The organism is Burkholderia sp. AU15512, from assembly GCF_002223325.1.
In the GTDB taxonomy this organism is placed as follows: Bacteria; Pseudomonadota; Gammaproteobacteria; order Burkholderiales; family Burkholderiaceae; genus Burkholderia.
In genome coordinates, this window is sequence record NZ_NKEX01000008.1 from 418,145 (window position 1) to 436,560 (window position 18,416).

The 18,416-nt window shown below is 65.4% G+C and carries 18 protein-coding genes; 14 read left to right on the plus strand and 4 right to left on the minus strand.

What is annotated here, in order from left to right:
- The first annotated feature begins 76 nt into the window (after positions 1–76).
- The 11 genes from CFB43_RS38635 (at position 77) to CFB43_RS34155 (ending at position 8,035) form a co-directional block, all read left to right on the plus strand.
- Entirely contained in the window at positions 77–484 is a 408-nt protein-coding gene (locus CFB43_RS38635) for a hypothetical protein (RefSeq protein WP_179254967.1), read from the plus strand.
- A gap of 313 nt (positions 485–797) precedes the next feature.
- On the plus strand, positions 798–1,475 hold the full coding sequence (locus CFB43_RS34105) for a heavy metal response regulator transcription factor (RefSeq protein ID WP_027786146.1): 678 nt from the start codon (positions 798–800) through the stop codon (positions 1,473–1,475).
- Complete coding sequence (locus CFB43_RS34110; protein WP_089498526.1) at positions 1,472–2,929, plus strand: heavy metal sensor histidine kinase; 1,458 nt, start codon at positions 1,472–1,474, stop codon at positions 2,927–2,929. The genes CFB43_RS34105 and CFB43_RS34110 overlap by 4 nt, the downstream gene beginning before the upstream one ends.
- A 506-nt stretch (positions 2,930–3,435) precedes the next feature.
- Entirely contained in the window at positions 3,436–3,687 is a 252-nt protein-coding gene (locus CFB43_RS34120) for an AbrB/MazE/SpoVT family DNA-binding domain-containing protein (RefSeq protein WP_089498527.1), read from the plus strand.
- Positions 3,681–4,031 carry a type II toxin-antitoxin system ChpB family toxin gene (locus CFB43_RS34125; protein ID WP_089463857.1) on the plus strand — a complete coding sequence of 117 codons (351 nt, stop codon included), beginning with the start codon at positions 3,681–3,683 and terminating at the stop codon, positions 4,029–4,031. Before CFB43_RS34120 ends, CFB43_RS34125 begins: the two co-directional genes overlap by 7 nt.
- Before the next feature lie 11 nt (positions 4,032–4,042).
- Positions 4,043–4,252: a hypothetical protein gene (locus CFB43_RS34130; RefSeq protein WP_089498528.1), complete on the plus strand. Its 210-nt coding sequence runs from the start codon at positions 4,043–4,045 to the stop codon at positions 4,250–4,252.
- Between the two features lie 77 nt (positions 4,253–4,329).
- Positions 4,330–4,710 carry a hypothetical protein gene (locus CFB43_RS34135; RefSeq protein WP_047852790.1) on the plus strand — a complete coding sequence of 127 codons (381 nt, stop codon included), beginning with the start codon at positions 4,330–4,332 and terminating at the stop codon, positions 4,708–4,710.
- A 559-nt stretch (positions 4,711–5,269) separates the two neighbouring features.
- On the plus strand, positions 5,270–6,028 hold the full coding sequence (locus CFB43_RS34140) for a hypothetical protein (RefSeq protein WP_089498529.1): 759 nt from the start codon (positions 5,270–5,272) through the stop codon (positions 6,026–6,028).
- 48 nt (positions 6,029–6,076) lie between these two features.
- On the plus strand, positions 6,077–7,030 hold the full coding sequence (locus tag CFB43_RS38190; protein ID WP_144023164.1) for a DUF6685 family protein: 954 nt from the start codon (positions 6,077–6,079) through the stop codon (positions 7,028–7,030).
- A gap of 152 nt (positions 7,031–7,182) precedes the next feature.
- Positions 7,183–7,641: a hypothetical protein gene (locus CFB43_RS34150; protein WP_144023165.1), complete on the plus strand. Its 459-nt coding sequence runs from the start codon at positions 7,183–7,185 to the stop codon at positions 7,639–7,641.
- 172 nt (positions 7,642–7,813) lie between these two features.
- The gene (locus CFB43_RS34155; protein ID WP_089498532.1) at positions 7,814–8,035 is read left to right on the plus strand and encodes a hypothetical protein; all 222 of its coding nucleotides are present in this window, start codon (positions 7,814–7,816) and stop codon (positions 8,033–8,035) included.
- Here the strand turns inward: CFB43_RS34155 and CFB43_RS34160 are convergent.
- From CFB43_RS34160 to CFB43_RS34170, 3 genes are read right to left on the minus strand one after another with little or no spacing between them, the layout of a single operon-like run.
- Positions 8,013–9,563, minus strand: coding sequence for an efflux transporter outer membrane subunit (locus CFB43_RS34160; protein WP_089498533.1), 1,551 nt, complete (start codon positions 9,561–9,563; stop codon positions 8,013–8,015). The genes CFB43_RS34155 and CFB43_RS34160 overlap by 23 nt on opposite strands.
- A 31-nt stretch (positions 9,564–9,594) precedes the next feature.
- Positions 9,595–11,001, minus strand: coding sequence for an efflux RND transporter periplasmic adaptor subunit (locus CFB43_RS34165; RefSeq protein WP_089498534.1), 1,407 nt, complete (start codon positions 10,999–11,001; stop codon positions 9,595–9,597).
- A 48-nt stretch (positions 11,002–11,049) separates the two neighbouring features.
- The gene (locus tag CFB43_RS34170) at positions 11,050–14,289 is read right to left on the minus strand and encodes an efflux RND transporter permease subunit (RefSeq protein WP_089498535.1); all 3,240 of its coding nucleotides are present in this window, start codon (positions 14,287–14,289) and stop codon (positions 11,050–11,052) included.
- Between the two features lie 267 nt (positions 14,290–14,556).
- Between CFB43_RS34170 and CFB43_RS34175 the strand changes: the two genes are divergently transcribed.
- A complete protein-coding gene (locus tag CFB43_RS34175; protein ID WP_089498536.1) occupies positions 14,557–15,024 on the plus strand; it encodes an MEKHLA domain-containing protein in 468 nt (155 codons plus the stop codon).
- A gap of 236 nt (positions 15,025–15,260) precedes the next feature.
- Entirely contained in the window at positions 15,261–15,566 is a 306-nt protein-coding gene (locus tag CFB43_RS34180; RefSeq protein WP_089499049.1) for a DUF4148 domain-containing protein, read from the plus strand.
- Positions 15,567–15,637: 71 nt separating this feature from the next.
- Here the strand turns inward: CFB43_RS34180 and ansP are convergent, their stop codons facing one another.
- The gene (gene ansP, locus CFB43_RS34185) at positions 15,638–17,128 is read right to left on the minus strand and encodes an L-asparagine permease (protein ID WP_089498537.1); all 1,491 of its coding nucleotides are present in this window, start codon (positions 17,126–17,128) and stop codon (positions 15,638–15,640) included.
- A gap of 458 nt (positions 17,129–17,586) precedes the next feature.
- Between ansP and CFB43_RS34190 the strand changes: the two genes are divergently transcribed.
- The gene (locus tag CFB43_RS34190) at positions 17,587–18,393 is read left to right on the plus strand and encodes a transporter substrate-binding domain-containing protein (RefSeq protein ID WP_046546696.1); all 807 of its coding nucleotides are present in this window, start codon (positions 17,587–17,589) and stop codon (positions 18,391–18,393) included.
- Positions 18,394–18,416: the final 23 nt, after the last annotated feature.

The window sequence follows — 18,416 nt, forward strand, 5'->3', positions numbered from 1 at the left end:
TTGGTATGGGGTGCGCCGCGCGCGTGGTGGGCGGCGACGTGCAATGCACGATAATAAAATCACATAAAATGTGAAAATGCAATCATACGATGTTCGGAGGGTTACTTTTGTCGGGGCGCAGCTGTGCCGGCATGTGCTATCGATGCCGCCTGATGCAAGCCTTGATCCGGCCGGGCGGCGCTTTCGGGGCAGTTCCGATGCGCTCGTCCGGGCCGTGACGAAACCGCTCGACGAAACGCCGCTCAGCAAGCTCGGCGTGGGGCAATTGGTGCGGCGTGCAGGCATGAAGGAATCCGAGCGCAGCGGAAGGGGGGGGCCTCACCGTGCTGGGCGGCGGCCTGATGTGAAAGGCGGTGCACCGGCTTCGGCAGGGCCCGCGCGCGCGAACCCGGACGCGATGGCCACGCGAATGGCCAGCACGTCGGCGACGATCCTCGACGCGTTCGATCCGACGTGCGGGTTCGCGCAGGCCGGTTCCAAATAACGGCGGCGACGCTCGGGAAGACGCCTTTAAGTTCGGTTGCATACGCAGTGGCGACGCGTGAGATGTGCGGACATCTCCGTCCGGGGCGTCCTCGGTTCCCGGCATCCGCACCGCGCCCGCGTGCACAGGGCTACCCGTCTCCGGCATACCGATCGGCGCCGCCAATGGGGTTCGGGGGTTCGCCACCGCACGCCACGCTGACGGCCCGATTACCGTTTTGTCATCAACCGCGTTCCCGCTTGCGCCGTACAGTGCGCCGTCGCCGTTTCCCGGTAACATCGCCGCATGTCACCACGACCGCGACGGAACCGCCATGCGCATCCTGATAGTTGAAGACGAGCCGAAGACGGGCGCCTACCTGAAGAAGGGTCTCGAGGAGTCGGGGTTCAGCGTCGATCTCGCGAAGGACGGCGGCGAAGGGCTGACGCTCGCGCAGGAAGAGCGCTACGACGTGATCGTGCTCGACGTGATGCTGCCGGTGCTCGACGGCTGGGGCGTGCTGAAGCGGCTGCGCGACACGCATACGACGCCGGTGCTGTTCCTGACCGCGCGCGACGACGTGCAGGACCGCGTGCACGGCCTCGAGCTCGGCGCCGACGATTACCTGGTGAAGCCGTTCGCGTTCGTCGAGCTGCTCGCCCGCATCCGCACGCTCGCGCGGCGCGGGCCGCCGCGCGAGACCGAGCATCTCGCGGTGGGCGACCTCGAAATCGACGTCGTGCGCCGCCGCGTGAAGCGCGGCGCCACGCGGATCGACCTGACGCCGCGCGAATTCTCGCTGCTGCAGCTGCTCGCACGCCGGCAAGGCGAAGTGCTGAGCCGCACGCAGATCGCGTCCTACGTGTGGGACATGAACTTCGACAGCGATACCAACGTCGTCGAAGTCGCGATCCGGCGCCTGCGCGCGAAGATCGACGACGCATTCCCGGTGAAGCTGATCCACACGGTGCGCGGCGTCGGCTACGTGCTCGAACCGAAGGACGACGCATGAGGTGGCCGCGTTCGCTGGCCGCGACGCTCGCACTCGCGATTGCCGCCACCACGCTGGCCGCGTTCGGGCTCGTCGGCGTGTACGTGTACGCGAGCCTCGAGCGGCAGGTCAATACGCAGGACGACCTCGACATCGTGCTCGCCGCGCGCCATACGCGCCGGCTCGCGGGCGAGCTCGAATCGCTCGACGCGGTGCGCGCGCATACGGAGCGGCTCACGAGCCAGGTGCTCGGCAACGAGGCGCTGTCGATGGTCGTCACCGATGGGCAGGGTGACATGCTGGTGCGCCACAACGTCACGCTCGCCGCGCTCGACGACGCGCGGCCGGCCGCGTCGGCGCCGCTGGCGGACGCGCAGCTGGTTGCGCCGAATGCGACGCCGATACCCGCGAACGACCGGATCACGGCCGATCGACTCGTCACATGGGTCGCGGCGGGCGGCACGCCGATGCGCGGCGTCGTGATCGAGGCCTTGCTCGGCGACCGCACGCCGATTCACATCGCGATCGCGCGTAACATGCGCGACCGGGCCGCGCTGCTCGACGGTTACCGCGACCGGCTCAAGCTTGCCGGCGGCCTCGGCGCGTTGTTCGCGCTGCTGCTCGGCTACGGGCTGATCCGCACGGCACTCGAGCCGCTGCGCGAAATCGTCGACAACACCGGCCGGATCACGGTCGACAAGCTCGACACGCGGCTCGACGCGTCGCGCGCGCCGCGCGAGCTGCGGGCGCTCGTCGATGCGCAGAATGCGATGCTCGGCCGCCTGCAGCAGGCGTTCTCGCATCTGTCGCAATTCAGCGCCGATCTCGCGCACGACCTGCGGACGCCGCTGAACAACATGCGCGGCGCGACCGAAGTCGCGCTCGCGCGGCCGCGCCCGGCCGACGAATACCAGGCGTTGCTCGAATCGCATCTCGAGGAATACGACCGGCTCGCGCGGATGATCGACAACGTGCTGTTCCTCGCGCGCGCCGAGCATCCGAGCTTCGTCACGCGGCAGCGGGCATTCGACGTGCGCGACGAACTCGAACGCATCGCCGGGTATTTCGAGGGGCTCGCCGACGAAGCGGGCTCGACGCTGCGCGTCGACGGGCAGGGGCGGCTGACCGCCGACGTCGAGCTGTTTCGCCGCGCGATCGGCAACCTGCTCGCGAACGCGCTGCGGTATACCCCGGCCGGCGGGGTCATCACGCTCGCCGTCGACGAAACGCCGGACGCGGTGCGCGTCGTCGTCGCGAATCCGGGCGAGCCGATCGATCCCGCGCTGCTGCCCCGGATCTTCGACCGGTTCGTGCGCGGCGACCCGGCGCGCAGCGGCGGTGCGCCGGGCGGCACGGCCGGGCTCGGCCTCGCGATCGTGCGGTCGGTGATGGAACTGCACGGCGGTTCCGCCCGCGTCGAAAGCGATGCGGCCGGCACGCGTTTCATGCTCACGTTCAGCCGGCCGTCGGCCTGATGCCCAAAACCCGGCTCATCCTCAGGCAGAAGGGCGACCCATTCGAGCTTAGCGTGAAGCGTCGCGTGAATTTCGAAGGGGAGGCAGTGGAGTATTTGGCCGCTGACAGCCTCAAAGTTACGTCGCCAGTTTGTATCGGGCTGCTGGCCTCGGAGCCGGCTTCAGCAGCCACTCAGGCCGCCGGACGTGTGCAACGCGGCTGATAGCTAACGGACATTCGCTTGAAACCAGTTCAGATCCTGTTGGGGCACGCACATATCGATCACGTTGCGCCCTACGTCGATGTCTCCCAGCGAGACATGCGCGAAGCGATTGCCGCGATCGACCTTGGGGAGTGAGGGGGGGCAGCTTGGCGATTTGGCCTCAACTTACGAGTGCTCGCGGCCGATAACTGTACGGTTGGCTGCACCGCGCCTTCGCTCTCGCTGGTATCTTCAATGTAGATACAAAGTGCTTGCCTTTTGATCTGCGGGTATCTACAATGGATCTACATTTGGAGTGATGATATGGAACTCAAAATTCAGAAGTGGGGCAACAGCGCGGCAGTCCGGCTTCCGGCCGTGTTGCTTGAGCAAATCGACGCGTCGGTAGGTAGCTCGCTGAATGCCGATGTGCGCCCCGATGGTGTGTTGCTTTCGCCAGCCCGGCGCAAGTATTCACTGGATGACCTGATCGCGCAGTGCGATCCGAAGGCCCCGGAACCGGCCGACCTGGCCGGGTGGGGCGAATCCAAGCCGGTGGGGCACGAAGCATGGTGAGGCGCGTCAAGTTTGAGAGGGGCGATATCGTGCGCGTTAGCCTGAACCCGACCGTAGGCAAGGAGCAACAAGGGGATTTTCGCCCCGCGCTCGTTCTGTCGCCTGCTGCGTTCAATGCGCTTGGCGTGGCGCTCGTCGCGCCGATTACGCAGGGCGGCGAATTTGCGCGATACGCGGGATTCGCTGTGCCCCTCTCGGGTTCGGGCACTGAAACGCAGGGCGTGGCCCTTGTGAACATGGTTCGCACGCTCGATCTTGAGGCGCGTGGCGCACGCAAGGTCGAGCGCGCCCCGTCCGAAGTGGTCGAAGATGCGCTCGCGCGTCTCCAGACCATTCTCGAATAAAGGAAAACAACATGGCAAATTTCAGCGTTTGGCACTGGACTATCCTGATCCTCCTGCCAATCATTTATCTGGTTCCTGCCGCACGCATTCTCCGAAAGGCAGGCTTCTCAGGCTGGCTTTGCTTGCTGTTGTTGGTACCGGCGGTCAATCTGGTGATGTACTGGGTCTTTGCTTTCGTCCGATGGCCAGTTGAAGGCGCCACCACCCGTACCAGTGCATAGGCATAGGAAAAGTGGTTGGCGTTTGAGGACGGGTATACCCGAGCGTCGCGGTCATAAACAACAAGAATGAGTTCAATATGGGCACTACCCCTGACGTGAAGACCGACGAGATATTGGTCACTGAAAAATCGTTGGCAAATGCTAAGAAAGAGAGCGGGGACCCGTTTGGGTTGGCGCGAGCCGCAGAGAGTTTTCGACATGGTTTCGTCGATAGCACCAGGATTCGCGAAGAGGAGAAGACCTTGCGCGATGCCAATGCGCATACGCAGAAGATGCTTGAGCTCGAACACACAGAAGCGGAACGTAAACGCACCTTTAGGTCGAATTGGGTAGTGGCGGCTGCGTTCTGCTTTTTTCAAGCCTTGATTGCCCTCTATGGCTTTAAGTCGAACAACGTGACGTACATCCTCACCGCCGCCAACGGCTTTGGAGGATTCTTCATTAGCCGGAAGTTTTGAGGTGTCGGAAAACAGGGGAAAGAAATGACGAGTCAAATATCCGTACAGCGCATGTTCAACGGACCGGGATACGACCTTGAATGGTTGCTCTCGAAGGCGGAGCGAGAACTTCAGCGAGCGATGTCGAGTATGTGCCTAGAAAATCCTGGCCGCGATTGATCGGTACAAGACGAGTCGGTAGGAGAACACCGGCGCGACCGGTACCGAGGAAAACGCATGGTTCGTCGAAAATACAAAAGAAAAAATCATCTTGCAGAGGCGATAAATCGCTCAAGTCCGGGATGGCAAATGCTTTGGTCCGTTATCGTTGTTTTTGTATTCGTCTTCTCGATGGTGATGTACTTCTCTCACTGAAAGTTCGGAAAAACCATGCTTTTCAGATGTGTAATTTCTCACCAGTTGCCTGGTTCTCGGTAACACTCCATCGTGCCACTTCATTGGCGTGGCGCTCGCCACGGTTGGACCGTTGAGCGCTGTTGCCGCGCCGAAACGGGAATCGCGGAGAGTGTGACGGTTTCTGATGTGCGCATTGCTCCCCACGACTTTTTCAGAAAGAGCCATGACGACCGCTCACTCGGACCGCGACCTGATCGACTATGCGACCCCGGAGGGCGCTCGGCACCTACTCGAACACGACGGTATTTCCGTGCGCAGGGGCTTTCTCGAGGCTTTGGCGCCGCAACTTGACAACATGGTCGATGCGCTGGCCGCGTGCTTCAAGTGGGTGCAGCCGGTCATGGATGCGGCGGCCGCGATGCGCACCGAGCGTACCGATCTGCTGAAGCTCCTCGCGCTTGGCGGAATAGACGACCTTGTGGTGTCGACCAAGCTGCTGCTGAGTGGCAAGCACGCGGCATCCGGCAACGTCGCGCGCCAGGCGATCGAGGGGGCCGCGATGGCGATGCTCTGTTCGACCGCTCAACCATTGGTGATCCAGCAGGACCGGACGAAGGGCGCAGTGCGGGCGCTCTATTGGCAGGAGGTGCTCAAGGAAGACCGGCGAGTGCAGGGGCAGCACGCCGTACGGCAGTTGGGCTGGAACGTTGAACTACTGGGCACACCAAAGATTTGGTTCGAAGGGCTCGCGGCTGGCCAGAGGCATTTCAGTCGCCTGAGCCACGCGGGCATTGATACGGTGGCATCGCGGATCACGTTTGCTGAGCTCGGATGCGGCGCGATCGAAATGGGCGGGCACTTCGATTCGAAGAAGACATCGTTATACAGCGGCGAGCTATCGTATCGGATAAATATGTGCCGACAGCTCACGCTTTTTATGGAGCATTTTCTCGCCACGATGACGCCGACACGCTGCGTATGACGGCTTCCGGACTCAAGCGAGCAGCGATTGATTATTCAAGGGGAAACTATGCTGAAATGGTTTTTCGATGAGATTCGGGAGGAATTGGGGCAGCCGGTGAAACTCAGGAAGTTGCTTGCTACGAAGTCAAATGTTCGCGTAAACCTCGGCGCGCCGTCCCCCTGTATTCGTGCGTCGAGCGTAATAGCTTGGCATCGGCTTGGAGAGGCCGATGTATCACACTGGCCGATGTTACGACGAGGCACATTGAGGGGTTGGAAGCACGTGGGCGGCCAATATTATGGATATGAAATCCATCGCCCCGAATATGAACAAATCGGCGTCAAGGAAGTTGTTAAGGGTTGGAGATGCGACATCTCGGATGTGCATGGGTTTTCTGCTTCAAAATCGGATCTTTCGATGTTTACGTCAACCGATGAAATGGTTGAACGAAACAGCCGCGATATGATTAGCGATATCACTATCGAAAAGCTCAACGAAAACCTCGCGCATCAAGAGATACGCATCCTGCATTCAGAAGGTACGACCGATTATTTTGAATGTTACCAGTGGGACAGGCGCGTTTGGCTCATGAACAGTGGCGGATCGCATCACTTCGCTGCGGCGAAGTACATCGCGGTACGTTTGAACCGACGGGTTCCACTACAAGGTTCGCTCAATTGGTATTCGATTGATGGAGAGAAGATCGCTTCGCTCCGTCGCGATTTCGAAATGTTCGTCATTCCGGATGACGCGGAATTTTCCAACGCCTTTCTCGACGTCATGCGTGGTTTCCGAGCGACGTGGCTGTGGCATGAAATGCCGCGTCCGTTCAATGCAACGCGGGCAATCCTGTTGCCCCGAACGGAGTCCCGGTCGATGCGCGTAGCAGACGAATTTAGGAGGGCAGGCGTGATTGACTTGGGCGAGTTCCTATCGAACCTGGCCGCTAGTCAGGGGACCAGCATCGGTCTCAATGGCGATGCTCCCACCATAGCTCAAGACGCGATGAGAGCAGAGTAGAGCGCCACGAAAAACGCCAGGAGCATGATCATGGTTCGCTATTTCGTTAGGGAGGAGGGTCGCTTGACCTTCCCGCCATATTCGAGAGCCGGTACAAGTGACAACGAGGCCCTTGCCGTTCGAGGGGGAAAACAACTTTCATGGAGTCTGAGATGATAGAGCGCCAGTTTTCGCCGACAGTCGCTGCTGGACAGGACGCTCCAAAGGTCGAGGCGGTGTACCAGAGGATCTGGACGGCAATGCTGGCGAACGCCTTTCCCGATCCGCTCAAAAACTTGGGGCTGCGATACCACGCCGTCGACGATGTGGTCTACGCAGACCTGCACGGTTTCAGCGTGCGGATGCGGTACGACCATGTGTGGCTGAAAGATGGATTGCCAACTGCAAGGCTGGGCGGTCGACTGCGCTTTATCCTCGTGACCACCGAAGGAAAAGATGGGGAAAAACTGTTCCAAGTGCTGTTCGATCCACGGGGCAATGCACGCTTTGGCACCGAGCAAGGCTACTTTTCGAGCGCTGGCAGCGACCCGCAGGATTTGACTTCATTCGTGCGCAAGACCAGTCTCCAGCTCGCAAATGCGGTTCACGCCAAGATGTCAGTCATCGAGTAGGGAAAACGGGAACGACGATGCGCTTCATGCTCGGCTGGAAGAAGCCTTCCATCTGGAGCGCGTCGGGGAAGAGGACCGGCGCGCGATTGTCGAAACGATGACCGCGATCATTCGGCAGGTATGGATCGAACGGGGCCCAGCGAGAACCAGCAGTAACAACTAGGAAATCGCGATGCAAATCACTCTTGACACCGCTAAGGCGGTCTACCTCAAGGCAATCGGCGCGGGCGCAAGTGATGGAGAATACATGGTTCGCGTGACTGACCGTGACATGCCGTGGGGTGACGTCAACGACCCGTATTACCGACGTGCAGCCTTTCATCCGCCGATTGACGAGTTGGAATGGCGCTACAGCTGCGCGCCTCTCACGTTCAACCGGCCGCCGGCAGCGTGACGGCGGGTTCGGGTCGCGCGGCCGCTGCGGGTTCTTTCTTGCCGGTGTTCGATTCCGCGCCTGATTCTGCACTCGCACTCGCCTGCCAGCCACCGCCCAACGCCTTCAACAACCCGACCTCGGCCTCCATTCGCCGTGCATCGATCTGGTCGGCCGTGCGCCGGTTCGTCAGCGCGATCGTCTGCGCGGTCACGACGTCCAGGTAGCTGACGGCGCCTGCATTGAACCGGTTCGTCGTCAGCCGCAGCGACAGGTCGGCCGCGTCGGTCGCGCGCTGCTGGCTGCGTGCCTCCGACGCGAGCGCATCGAGCGACGACAGCTGATCCTCGACCTGCTGGAATGCCACCAGCACGGTTTGCCGGTAATCGGCGACCGCGCCGTCGTATTGCGCATGCGCGCCGCGCAGCGACGCACTGCGGCGCCCGCCGTCGAACAGCGTGCCGGCGAGCTGCGGGCCGAGCGACCAGAACAGGCTCGGTGCGGTGAGCCACGGCGCGAAGAACGAACTTTCGAGCCCGGCGCTCGCCGACAGCACGAGGTCCGGAAAGAACGCCGCGCGCGCCTCGCCGATCTGCGCGTTCGCGGCCGCGACGCGACGCTCGGCCGCCGCGATGTCCGGCCGCCGCTCGAGCAGTTGCGACGGCACGCCGGGCGGGATGGCCGGCACGTCGTACGACTGCACGCGCGGCGGCAGCGCGAACGTCGACGCGCTTTCGCCGACCAACGTTGCAATCGCATGCTGGCGCTGCGCGCGCGACGCGTCGATGTCGGTGTCCTGCGTGCGGGTCGCTTCGAGCTGCGTGTCGGCCTGCGCGACCGCCGACGCGTCGATCGCACCGGCCGCAAGCTGCTGCTTCAGCAGCGTCAGTGCGTCCGCGTACGCGTGCACCGTGTCGTCGAGCAGCTGCTTCTGCGTGTCGAGCGAGCGCAGCGCGAAATAGTCGGTCGCGAGCTCGGCCGTCACCGACAGCTTCACGGCCTGCAGGTCGGCCGCGCTCGCGGCGGCGTTCGCCTGCGCGCCCGCCACCGCATCGCGCACGCGGCCGAATACGTCGGGCTCCCAGCTCGCGGCCACGCCGGCCTGATAGTCGGGCGTGGTCTTGCCGGCCAGCGACGAGCCGAGCCGGTTCTGCGACACGCGTGCGCGGCTTTGCGCGGCGCCCGCGGCGATCGTCGGCAGGAAGCCCGCATGCTGGTAGTCGACCATCGCGCGGGCCTGCTGCAAATCGGCGAGCGCTTTCTTCACCGTCTGGTTCGATACGTCGACGCGTGCTTCGAGCGCGTTCAGGTCGGCGTCGCCGAACACGGTCCACCATGCGCCGCGCGCGTCGGCGTCGGCCGGCATCGCGACGTGCCAGCCGGCTTGCGCAGGCGGTGCGGCCGGTGCGCCCGCGTAGTGCGCCGGTACGGCGACCGCGGGCGGTGAATACGGCGGCAGCGTCGTGCAGGCGGTCAACGCGGCCAATGCCGCGGCGGCGCCGAGCGCGACGGCGCGGCGGGCGAACGGGAGCGGATGAGCGAGGCGCATGGCGGATATCTCGTCAGGGGTTTTCGATAGGTCAGCCGCGTGCGGGCGCCGAGGCGGGTGTCGATGCGGCCGGCGCTGCGCCGCTCGCGCGCATCGGCGGCATGCCGCCCGCACCGCTCGCGGGCGCGGGTTGCGCGCTTTGCACCGACGAAGCGGCGACCGGTCCCGCCGCGTGCGCGATCGACACGATCTGCACGACTTCGCCGGCCGTGATCGCGTCGCCCGGGTTGTCGATCACGCGATCGCCTGCGGCGAGCCCCGAGACGATCTCGACGCGTGTGCCGAAATCGCGCCCGAGCTGCACGCGCTTGAGCACGGTGCGTCCGTTCGCGGCGACGGTCGCCACCGTCACGCCGTCCGGCCGGAACAGCAGCGCGCTGACGGGCAGCTCGAACGCGGGCGCGGCGCTCGCGACGACGAGGTGCGCTTGCGCATACGCACCGGGCAGCAGCGCGCCGTCGGCGTTGTCGACGTCGATCTCGACGCGCAGCGTGCGCGTGACCGGATCGATCGCGCCCGCCGTGCGCGCGATACGCGCGGCAAAGTGCCGCCCCGGATACTGCTGCGTGGTCAGGTAGACCGGCGTGCCGGTCGAGACGTCGGCCGCGCTGTCCTGCGGCACGTCGACGAACACGCGCAGCGTGCCGGTCTGCTCCAGATGGAACAGCTCGCCGGACAAGCCGGGACTGCCCGGCGTGCCGCCCGCGGTGACGAGCGTGCCGACGTCGACGTTGCGCGCGGTGATCACGCCGTCGAACGGCGCGCTGACCGCTTCGTACGACACCAGCTCGTTCAGGTGCGCGACGTTCGCCTGCGCGGACGCGAGCATCGCACGCTTCGCGTTCATGTCGGCCACCTTCGTGTCCGTATCCTGCTGCGACACCGATTGCGACTTCAGCATGTCCTGCCAGCGCTGCGCGGTCGATTTCGCATAGTCGTAGTTCGCCTGCGCGGTGGCCGCGTCGGCGCGCGCCTGGCGCAACTGCGCATCGAGATCGGGCGCGGCGATCCGCGCGAGCGGCTGGCCGGCCTTCACGTGCGTGCCGAGATCCGCGCTCCAGTGCGCGATATAGCCGCTGGTGCGCGCATAGATCGACGCTTCCGCGAACGGCATCACCGAACCGGGCAGCGTCAGCGTCTGGTCGGCGGGCGCCGTGCCGGGCGCGATCACCGATACCGGCAGCGCTTGCTGCGCGGCCACCTGCGCGCTCTGCGCGGCGCGCGCATCGATACGCGGCACGATACCGGTCGCGAGTAGTACGGCGGCGAGCGCGACGGCGGCGAGCGGCACGGTCAGTCGACGGGCGCTTCGGCGGTGCGGCGCGTCGGGCGCCGCCTCGCGTGAGCGGGGCGGGACGGCCGCGCGTTCGATCGTGCTTCCGGCAGGGTGGGCCGCGTCGGCGGCCGGCGGGGCGAGGGGTTCGATCGAGTCGTTCATGATGGGGGCTCGAGGTTGGACGAATCGGATGAAAGGGCGGCGGCGCGATCAGCCGAGCGCCGGCGTATCGGAGGTGGGCTGCGCGCGTCGTGCGGCCGCGGCCTCGCGACGCCGGTCGAGCCATGCGTGGACGAAGCCGAACACGACCGGCACGAACAGCAGCGTCGACACCGTGCCGAACGCGAGCCCGCCGATCACCGCGCGGCCGAGCGGCGCGTTCTGCTCGCCGCCGTCGCCGAGGCCGAGCGCCATCGGCAGCATCCCGATCAGCATCGCGAGCGCGGTCATCAGCACCGGGCGGAAGCGGTTGAACCCGGCGTCCAGCGCGGCCTGCCACGGCGGCGCGCCGCCGGCGAGCAGTTCGCGCGCCGTGTTTACGACGAGGATGCTGTTCGCGGTCGCGATGCCGATGCAGAGGATCGTGCCCGTCAGCGCAGGCACGGACAGCGTCGTGCGCGTGACGAACAGCATCCACGCGATGCCGGCGAGCGACGCGGGCAGGCCGCCGACGATCACGAGCGGGTCGAGCCACGACTGGAAATTGACGACCATCAGCAGGTAGACGAGCGCGACCGCGAGCACGAGGCCGCCGAGCAGGCCCGCGAACGATTCGTGCATCGCCTGCACCTGGCCGCGCAGCACGATCGACGAGCCGGGCGGCAGTTGCGCGCGGGCTGCGTCGACGAGTGTCGTCACGTCGGCGGTGACGCCGCCGAGGTCGCGCCCCTGCACCGACGCGAAGAGGTCGAGCACCGGCTGCACGTTGTAGTGCGACACGACCGCCTGCTGCGTCGTGCGCGAGAAGCTGCCGAGCGTGCCGAGCAGGTTCTGCGCGGGTGCGCCGGCCGCCGGGCCGCCGGCCGGCGTCTGCGGCGCGCGGGCGGTGCCGGCGGGCAGCGGCACGTTCGCGAGCGCCTGCAGCGAATTCACCGTGTATTGCGGCGTCTGCACGAGCACCGGGTAGCTGACGCCGTTGCGCGGATCGAGCCAGAAGTTCGGCGTGGTCTGCGAGCTGCCGGACAGCGCGATCAACAGGTTCTGCGCGACGTCGCGCTGCTGCAGCCCGGCCAGGATCGCCTTGGTGCGGTCGACGTTCACGTCGATCGCCGGTTCGTCGCCGGGTTGCTGGATGCGCGCGTCGACGAGGCCGCGCACGCCGCGCAGCTTCGCGAGCAGCGCGTTCGCGACCGCGCGGTTCGGGTCGAGCTGGTTGCCGACGATCTGGATGTCGATCGGCGCGGGCAGCCCGAAATTGAGGATCTGGCTGACGATGTCGGCCGGCAGGAACGCGAACGTCACGCCGGGGAACGACTGCGCGAGCACGTTGCGCAGCTTCGCGACGTACGCGGCCGTGGACGCATGGTTCGGCTTCAGCGTGATCAGCACGTCGGCGTCCCCGGTGCCGATCGGGTCGGACGCGTCGTACGTGAGGTTGATCCCGCTCACCGGCACGCCGATGTTGTCGAGCACGCCTGCGAGTTCGGTCGTCGGAATCACGTTGCGGATCTTCGCTTCGACTTCGTCGGTCAGCCGTGCGGTTTCCTCGATCCGCGTGCCGGTCGGCGCGCGCAGGTGCAGGCGGATCTCGCCGGTATCGACCGACGGAAAGAAGTCCTGGCCGGCGAACGCGAACAGGCCGGTCGATGCGACGCAGGCGAGCAGGAACGCGGCCGCGAAGCGGCGGCGCCGGGCGATCGCCGCGGCGAGCAGCGCGCGATAGCGCAGCCGAACGGCCTCGAAGCGATGTTCGAACGCGGCCTGGAAGCGCGCGAGGCGGGCGAACACGCCGCGCGGCGGCCGGCCGTGGCCCTTTGCGCGCATCAGCGCCATCGCGAGCGTCGGCACCAGCGTGCGCGAGAAGAAGTACGACGCGATCATCGCGAAGATCACCGCTTCGGCCAGCGGCACGAACAGGTAGCGTGCGACGCCGGTGAGCAGGAACATCGGCACGAACACGATGCAGATCGACAGCGTCGACACGAAGGTCGGCACCGCGATCTCGCCCGCGCCGGTCAGAATGGCTTCCTCGAGCGGCGCGCCGAGCTCGAGATGATGCGTGATGTTCTCGATGGCGACGGTCGCGTCGTCCACCAGGATCCCGACCGCGAGCGCGAGCCCGCCGAGCGTCATGATGTTGATGGTCTGGCCGAGCACGGCGAGTGCGAGCAGCGACGTGAGCACCGCGAGCGGGATCGTGATCGCGATGATCAGCGTCGCGCGCCAGCTGCCGAGGAACAGCAGGATCATCAGCGCGGTCAGGCAGGCGGCGATCAGCGCTTCGCGCACGACACCCTGGACCGCCGCCTTCACGAATACCGACTGGTCGTCGAGCGGCGAAATGTGCAGCGCCTTCGGCAGCCCGGCCGCGATCTTCGGCAGCATCGCCTTCACCTGGTCGATGATCGTCAGCGTCGACGCGCTGCCCGTTTTCTCGACGGTCAGCAGCGCCGCGCGTTTGCCGTCCACGCGCACGATGTTGGTCTGCGGCGCGTAGCCGTCGCGCACGTGAGCGACGTCGCGCACATAGACGACCGTGCCGCCGATCGTCTTCACCGGCAGGTCGTTCAGCGCGGCCACCGTCTGCGTGCTGCCGTTCATCTGCACGTCGTACTCGTGCGTGCCGATCTTCGCGGTGCCGCCGGGCAGGATCAGGTTCTGCGCGTTGATCGCGTTCACCACGTCGATCGGCGCGAGGCCCTTCGCCTGCAGCGCACGCGTGTCGAGATCGACGACGATCTGGCGGATCTTGCCGCCGAACGGCAGCGGCACGGCCGCGCCCTGGACGGTCGCGAGCTGCGTGCGGATGAAGCTGTTGCCGAGGTCGTACAGCTGCTGCTCGGCGAGCGTGTTGCTCGACAGCCCGAGCTGCAGGATCGGCACCGTCGACGCGTTGTACGTGATGATGTTCGGCGGCAGCGTGCCGGGTGGCAGGATGCGCAGGATCGACGCGGCGTTGCTCGAGGCTTCCGCGATCGCGCGATTGATGTCGGCGCCCGGGTGGAAGAAGATCTTCACGACCGACACGCCGTTCAGCGATTGCGATTCGATGTGCTCGATGTCGTCGACGTCCGACGTGAGCGCGCGTTCGTAGTTCGACGTGATGCGCTTGGCCATGTCTTCGGCGGAGAAGCCGTTGTATGACCAGACGATGCTGACGACCGGAATGTCGATGTTCGGGAAGATGTCGGTGGGGGTGCGCAGCAGCGCGAGCGGCCCCGCGATGAAGATCAGCAGCGCGAGTACGACGAACGTGTAGGGCCTGCGTAACGCCAGCCGGACGATCCACATGATGGTGCTCCTCGAAGCGGGGAATGGACGCGCATTCGATGCGACGAGCACGCAGTCTGCCGGCGCGGCGTTGACCCGACCCTGACTCGAAGATTACGAAACCGTTATCTGCGCCGGCACGACGGCAGCGGCCGTGCGGCGGGCCGCGCGGCGCGATGCGGGCTGGCCAAACACGCGCCGCCGACGGCGGGGCGCCGCTTCATCCATAATGTCCGGCGGCAAACCTTCGCTCATTCGCGTATCTCGCCGATTTCAGGAGCCAGACCGATGTCGTTGCGCACCGATGCAAACTTCTTCCTCCTTCTTGCCGACTCGTATCGCCGGCTCGTGAACCGGCCGCTCGTGCCCGACGGCATGAGCGCCTCCGACGGCGCCGCGTGGCTTTACGAGGCGGCGCCGTTCGGCATCCTGGCGCATGACACGTCGGCCGATCCGGTGTTCGTGTACGGCAACCGGCGCGCGCAGGCGATTTTCGAATACGACTGGGATGAACTGACGGCGTTGCCGTCCCGTCTGTCGGCGGAGCCGATGGAACGACACGAGCGCCAGGTGTTTCTCGACAAGGTGATGCGCGATGGCTTCGTGGCCGAATACCGCGGCGTGCGCGTGACGAAGTCCGGCAAGCGGTTCTGGATCGAGCGCGCGACCGTGTGGCAGCTCATGGACGCGGACGGAGTCGTGCACGGCCAGGCCGCGATGATTCCGGAAGTACGGCCGCTCGACGCGCCCGCATGAACGCGATGCTCGACTGGCATGCGCGTCGCGTTGAGGGCCCGCGCCGCGTGCGGCGAACCGGGTCGGTCCGCCCACGACGGACGCGAGCGCTCAGATAACAAAACCGTAATCGAAGCCTCACCTTCAGGAAAGCGCGCGAATCGCAGAATGAATCCAACTCTTCATCACATCGATGGGGAGCGGATGTCCGGCCTGATCCGCGGACGCGAACACGCCATCATTGAGAGGTGAACATCATGAACAACCTGATTCGTGCAGTCCTGCTTTCCTGCGCACTGAGCGCACCGATCGTCGCATTGGCGCAAACCACCGACCATGCGCTCACACGGGCCGACGTGCGCGCCGATCTCGTCCGCGTCGAACAGGCCGGTTATCGGCCGATCAGTAACGATCCGAACTATCCCGAGGACATCCAGGCCGCCGAGGAGAAGGTCGCCGTGCAGCAAGCGCAATCGGCCGCCGCACCGAGCGTCGCCGCAAAGCGCACTGATGCGCAATCGCTCGCGTCGCTCGACGAGCGCCAACTGTACGACCATCACTGAGCATGGTTGGCGACCGCCGTCCGCGGCTCGACGGCGGTGCCTTCAACGGACGGCATGCATGCCGTAGCGAGTCAGTCGTCGCCTTTCTCGAGCACGTTCTGCGTGAGCGCGATCGACGGAATCGTCGGCTTCAGCAACGCGCGGCGCGCGCGACGGCTCAGCCATTTCCAGCCGGCCACGAGCAGCAGCGCGACCAGCGGGATCGAGGCGATCGTCCAGGTCCCGTTCGGATAGTCGAATGCCATCAACACCAGCACGCCGAGCAGGAACAGCAGCGTGAGCCACGACGTCACGGGTGCGCCGGGCATCCTGAACGATACGTCCTCCACGTCGCCGCGCCTGACCGCGGCGCGGAACTTCATCTGGCACACGACGATGAAGCCCCATGTGCTGATGATGCCGAGCGACGCGATGTTCAGCACGATCTCGAACACGCTCGACGGCACCAGATAGTTGAGCAGCACGCCGACCACATAGATCGCGACCGTCACCAGAATGCCCGCGTACGGGACGGATTGCCCGCTCATCCGCGCGAGGAACGCGGGGGCCGAGCCGCCCATCGACAGCGAACGCAACACGCGCCCCGTCGAATACAGGCCGGAGTTGAGGCTCGACAGCGCGGCCGTGAGCACCACCAGGTTCATCACGGAGCCGATGCCCGGCACGCCGAGCGCGCCGAAGAACGTGACGAACGGGCTCTGGCCCGCCTTGTACGCACTCCACGGCAGCAGGCAGACCAGCAGAACGACCGATGCGACGTAGAAAATCGCGATGCGCCAGATCACGTTGTTGATCGCGCGCGGCAGCACCTTGCGCGCATCCTTGCATTCGCCGGCGGCCGTGCCGACCAGTTCGACGCCCGCGAACGCGAACACCACGCCCTGCACCAGCACCAGCGCCGGCATCAGTCCGTGCGGAAAGAACCCGCCGTTGTCGGTGATCAGATGCAGGCCGGTGCCATGGCCGGCCACCGGCATGCCCGTGCCGAGGATCGCCGCGCCGATCACGAGAAACAGCACGATCGCGGCGACCTTGACCAGCGCGAACCAGAACTCCATTTCAGCGAACCATTTCACGCCGATCAGGTTCATCGTCGCGACGATGCACAGCGCGACGAGCGCGAAGATCCACTGCGGCACGGCCGCGAACGGCGCCCAGTAATGCATGTAGAGCGCGACGGCGGTGATGTCGACGATGCCGGTCATCGCCCAGTTCAGGAAGTACATCCAGCCTGCGACGAACGACGCCTTCTCGCCGAGGAATTCGCGCGCGTACGACACGAAGCTGCCGCTGCTCGGGCGATGCATCACGAGCTCGCCGAGCGCGCGCAGGATCAGGAACGAAAACGCGCCGCAGACGAGATAGACGATCGCGAGCGCGGGGCCGGCGGCCTGCAGCCGGGCGCCGGCGCCGAGAAACAGCCCGGTGCCGATCGCCCCGCCGATCGCGATCATCTGCACCTGTCGATTGCCGAGGGTCTTGTGATAGCCGGCTTCGTGCGATTCGAGCCAGCTGCGTTTGTCGGTTTCGCCGGTTGTCGACGGGTCGGGAATCGATGCCATGACGGGTTCCTCGCGCAGGGAGGGGATGGGATTCGTCCCGGTCGCGGACGATCGGGACCACCGGTACCGGAGGTCCGGCGCGCGCAATCGCGCGCGCCCGTCCTGATGGCGGTTCGTCGAACGTGACGAAAGGCACGGTACGTCGCGAACGTAGTCAGCCGTAATTCCGGTCACAAACGGAATGCAAATTTGGACTGGGCCTGTTCGAATCCATGCATAGGGTGTCGGCGCCGGGTGAACCGGATAGGTAATTTGGTGCGCCGGCGCGCGCTGCGGGGGCAACCGTTACCGATGGCGCCGGCTCATGCACCGAAATGAGGAATCCGGCGCATCGAAATTTCCGTCTGGCGCCGGTGCGGCAAGCGTTTCACGGCGATGGCCCGGTTTTTGCTGGAATGGTGTCGGCCGCGCAATCGTTGCGCGCTGCCCGACGACATACCAGACAAGGAAGATTCACCGTGAGCCCGACGACCCGACCGTTCCCCCGACGCACCTGGCTGGCTGCGCTGCTCGCCGCCCCCGTGATCGCGCTGTTCGCCGCCGCGCCGGCCCACGCCGATGCGCTCGACACCATCGCGAAAAACGGCACGCTGCGCGTCGCGGTGCCCGAGGACTATCCGCCGTTCGGTTCGGTCGGCACGGACATGCAGCCGCAGGGCTACGACATCGACATGGCAGGCCTCCTCGCCAAGGCGCTCGGCGTCAAGTTGAAGCTGGTGCCCGTGAACAGCGCGAACCGGATTCCGTACCTGACGACCAACAAGGTCGACATGGTGATTTCGTCGCTCGGCAAGACCCCGGAGCGCGAGAAGGTCATCGATTTCTCGAGCGCGTACGCGCCGTATTTCCAGGGCGTGTTCGGGCCGTCCGACGTGAAGGTGAGCGCGCCCGCCGACCTCACCGGCAAGACGGTCGGCGCGACGCGCGGCGCGCTCGAGGAGATCGCGCTGTCGCAGCTCGCGCCGAACGCGACGATCAAGCGCTTCGAGGACAACAACGCGACGATCCAGGCGTTCCTGTCGGGGCAGGTGCAACTGATCGCGGCCGGCAACATCGTCGCGGCGGCGATTCTCGCGAAGAATCCGCCGCGCCGCCCCGAGGTCAAGTTCGTGATCAAGAATTCGCCGTGCTTCGTCGGCGTCAACAAGAACGAACCGCGCCTGCTCGCGAAGATCGACGATGCGATCGCGCATGCGAAGCAGGACGGCTCGCTCGGCGAGCTGTCGCGCAAGTGGCTCGGCCAGCCGCTGCCGGCCGGGCTGTGACGTATCGCAGTGCAGCCTGACAC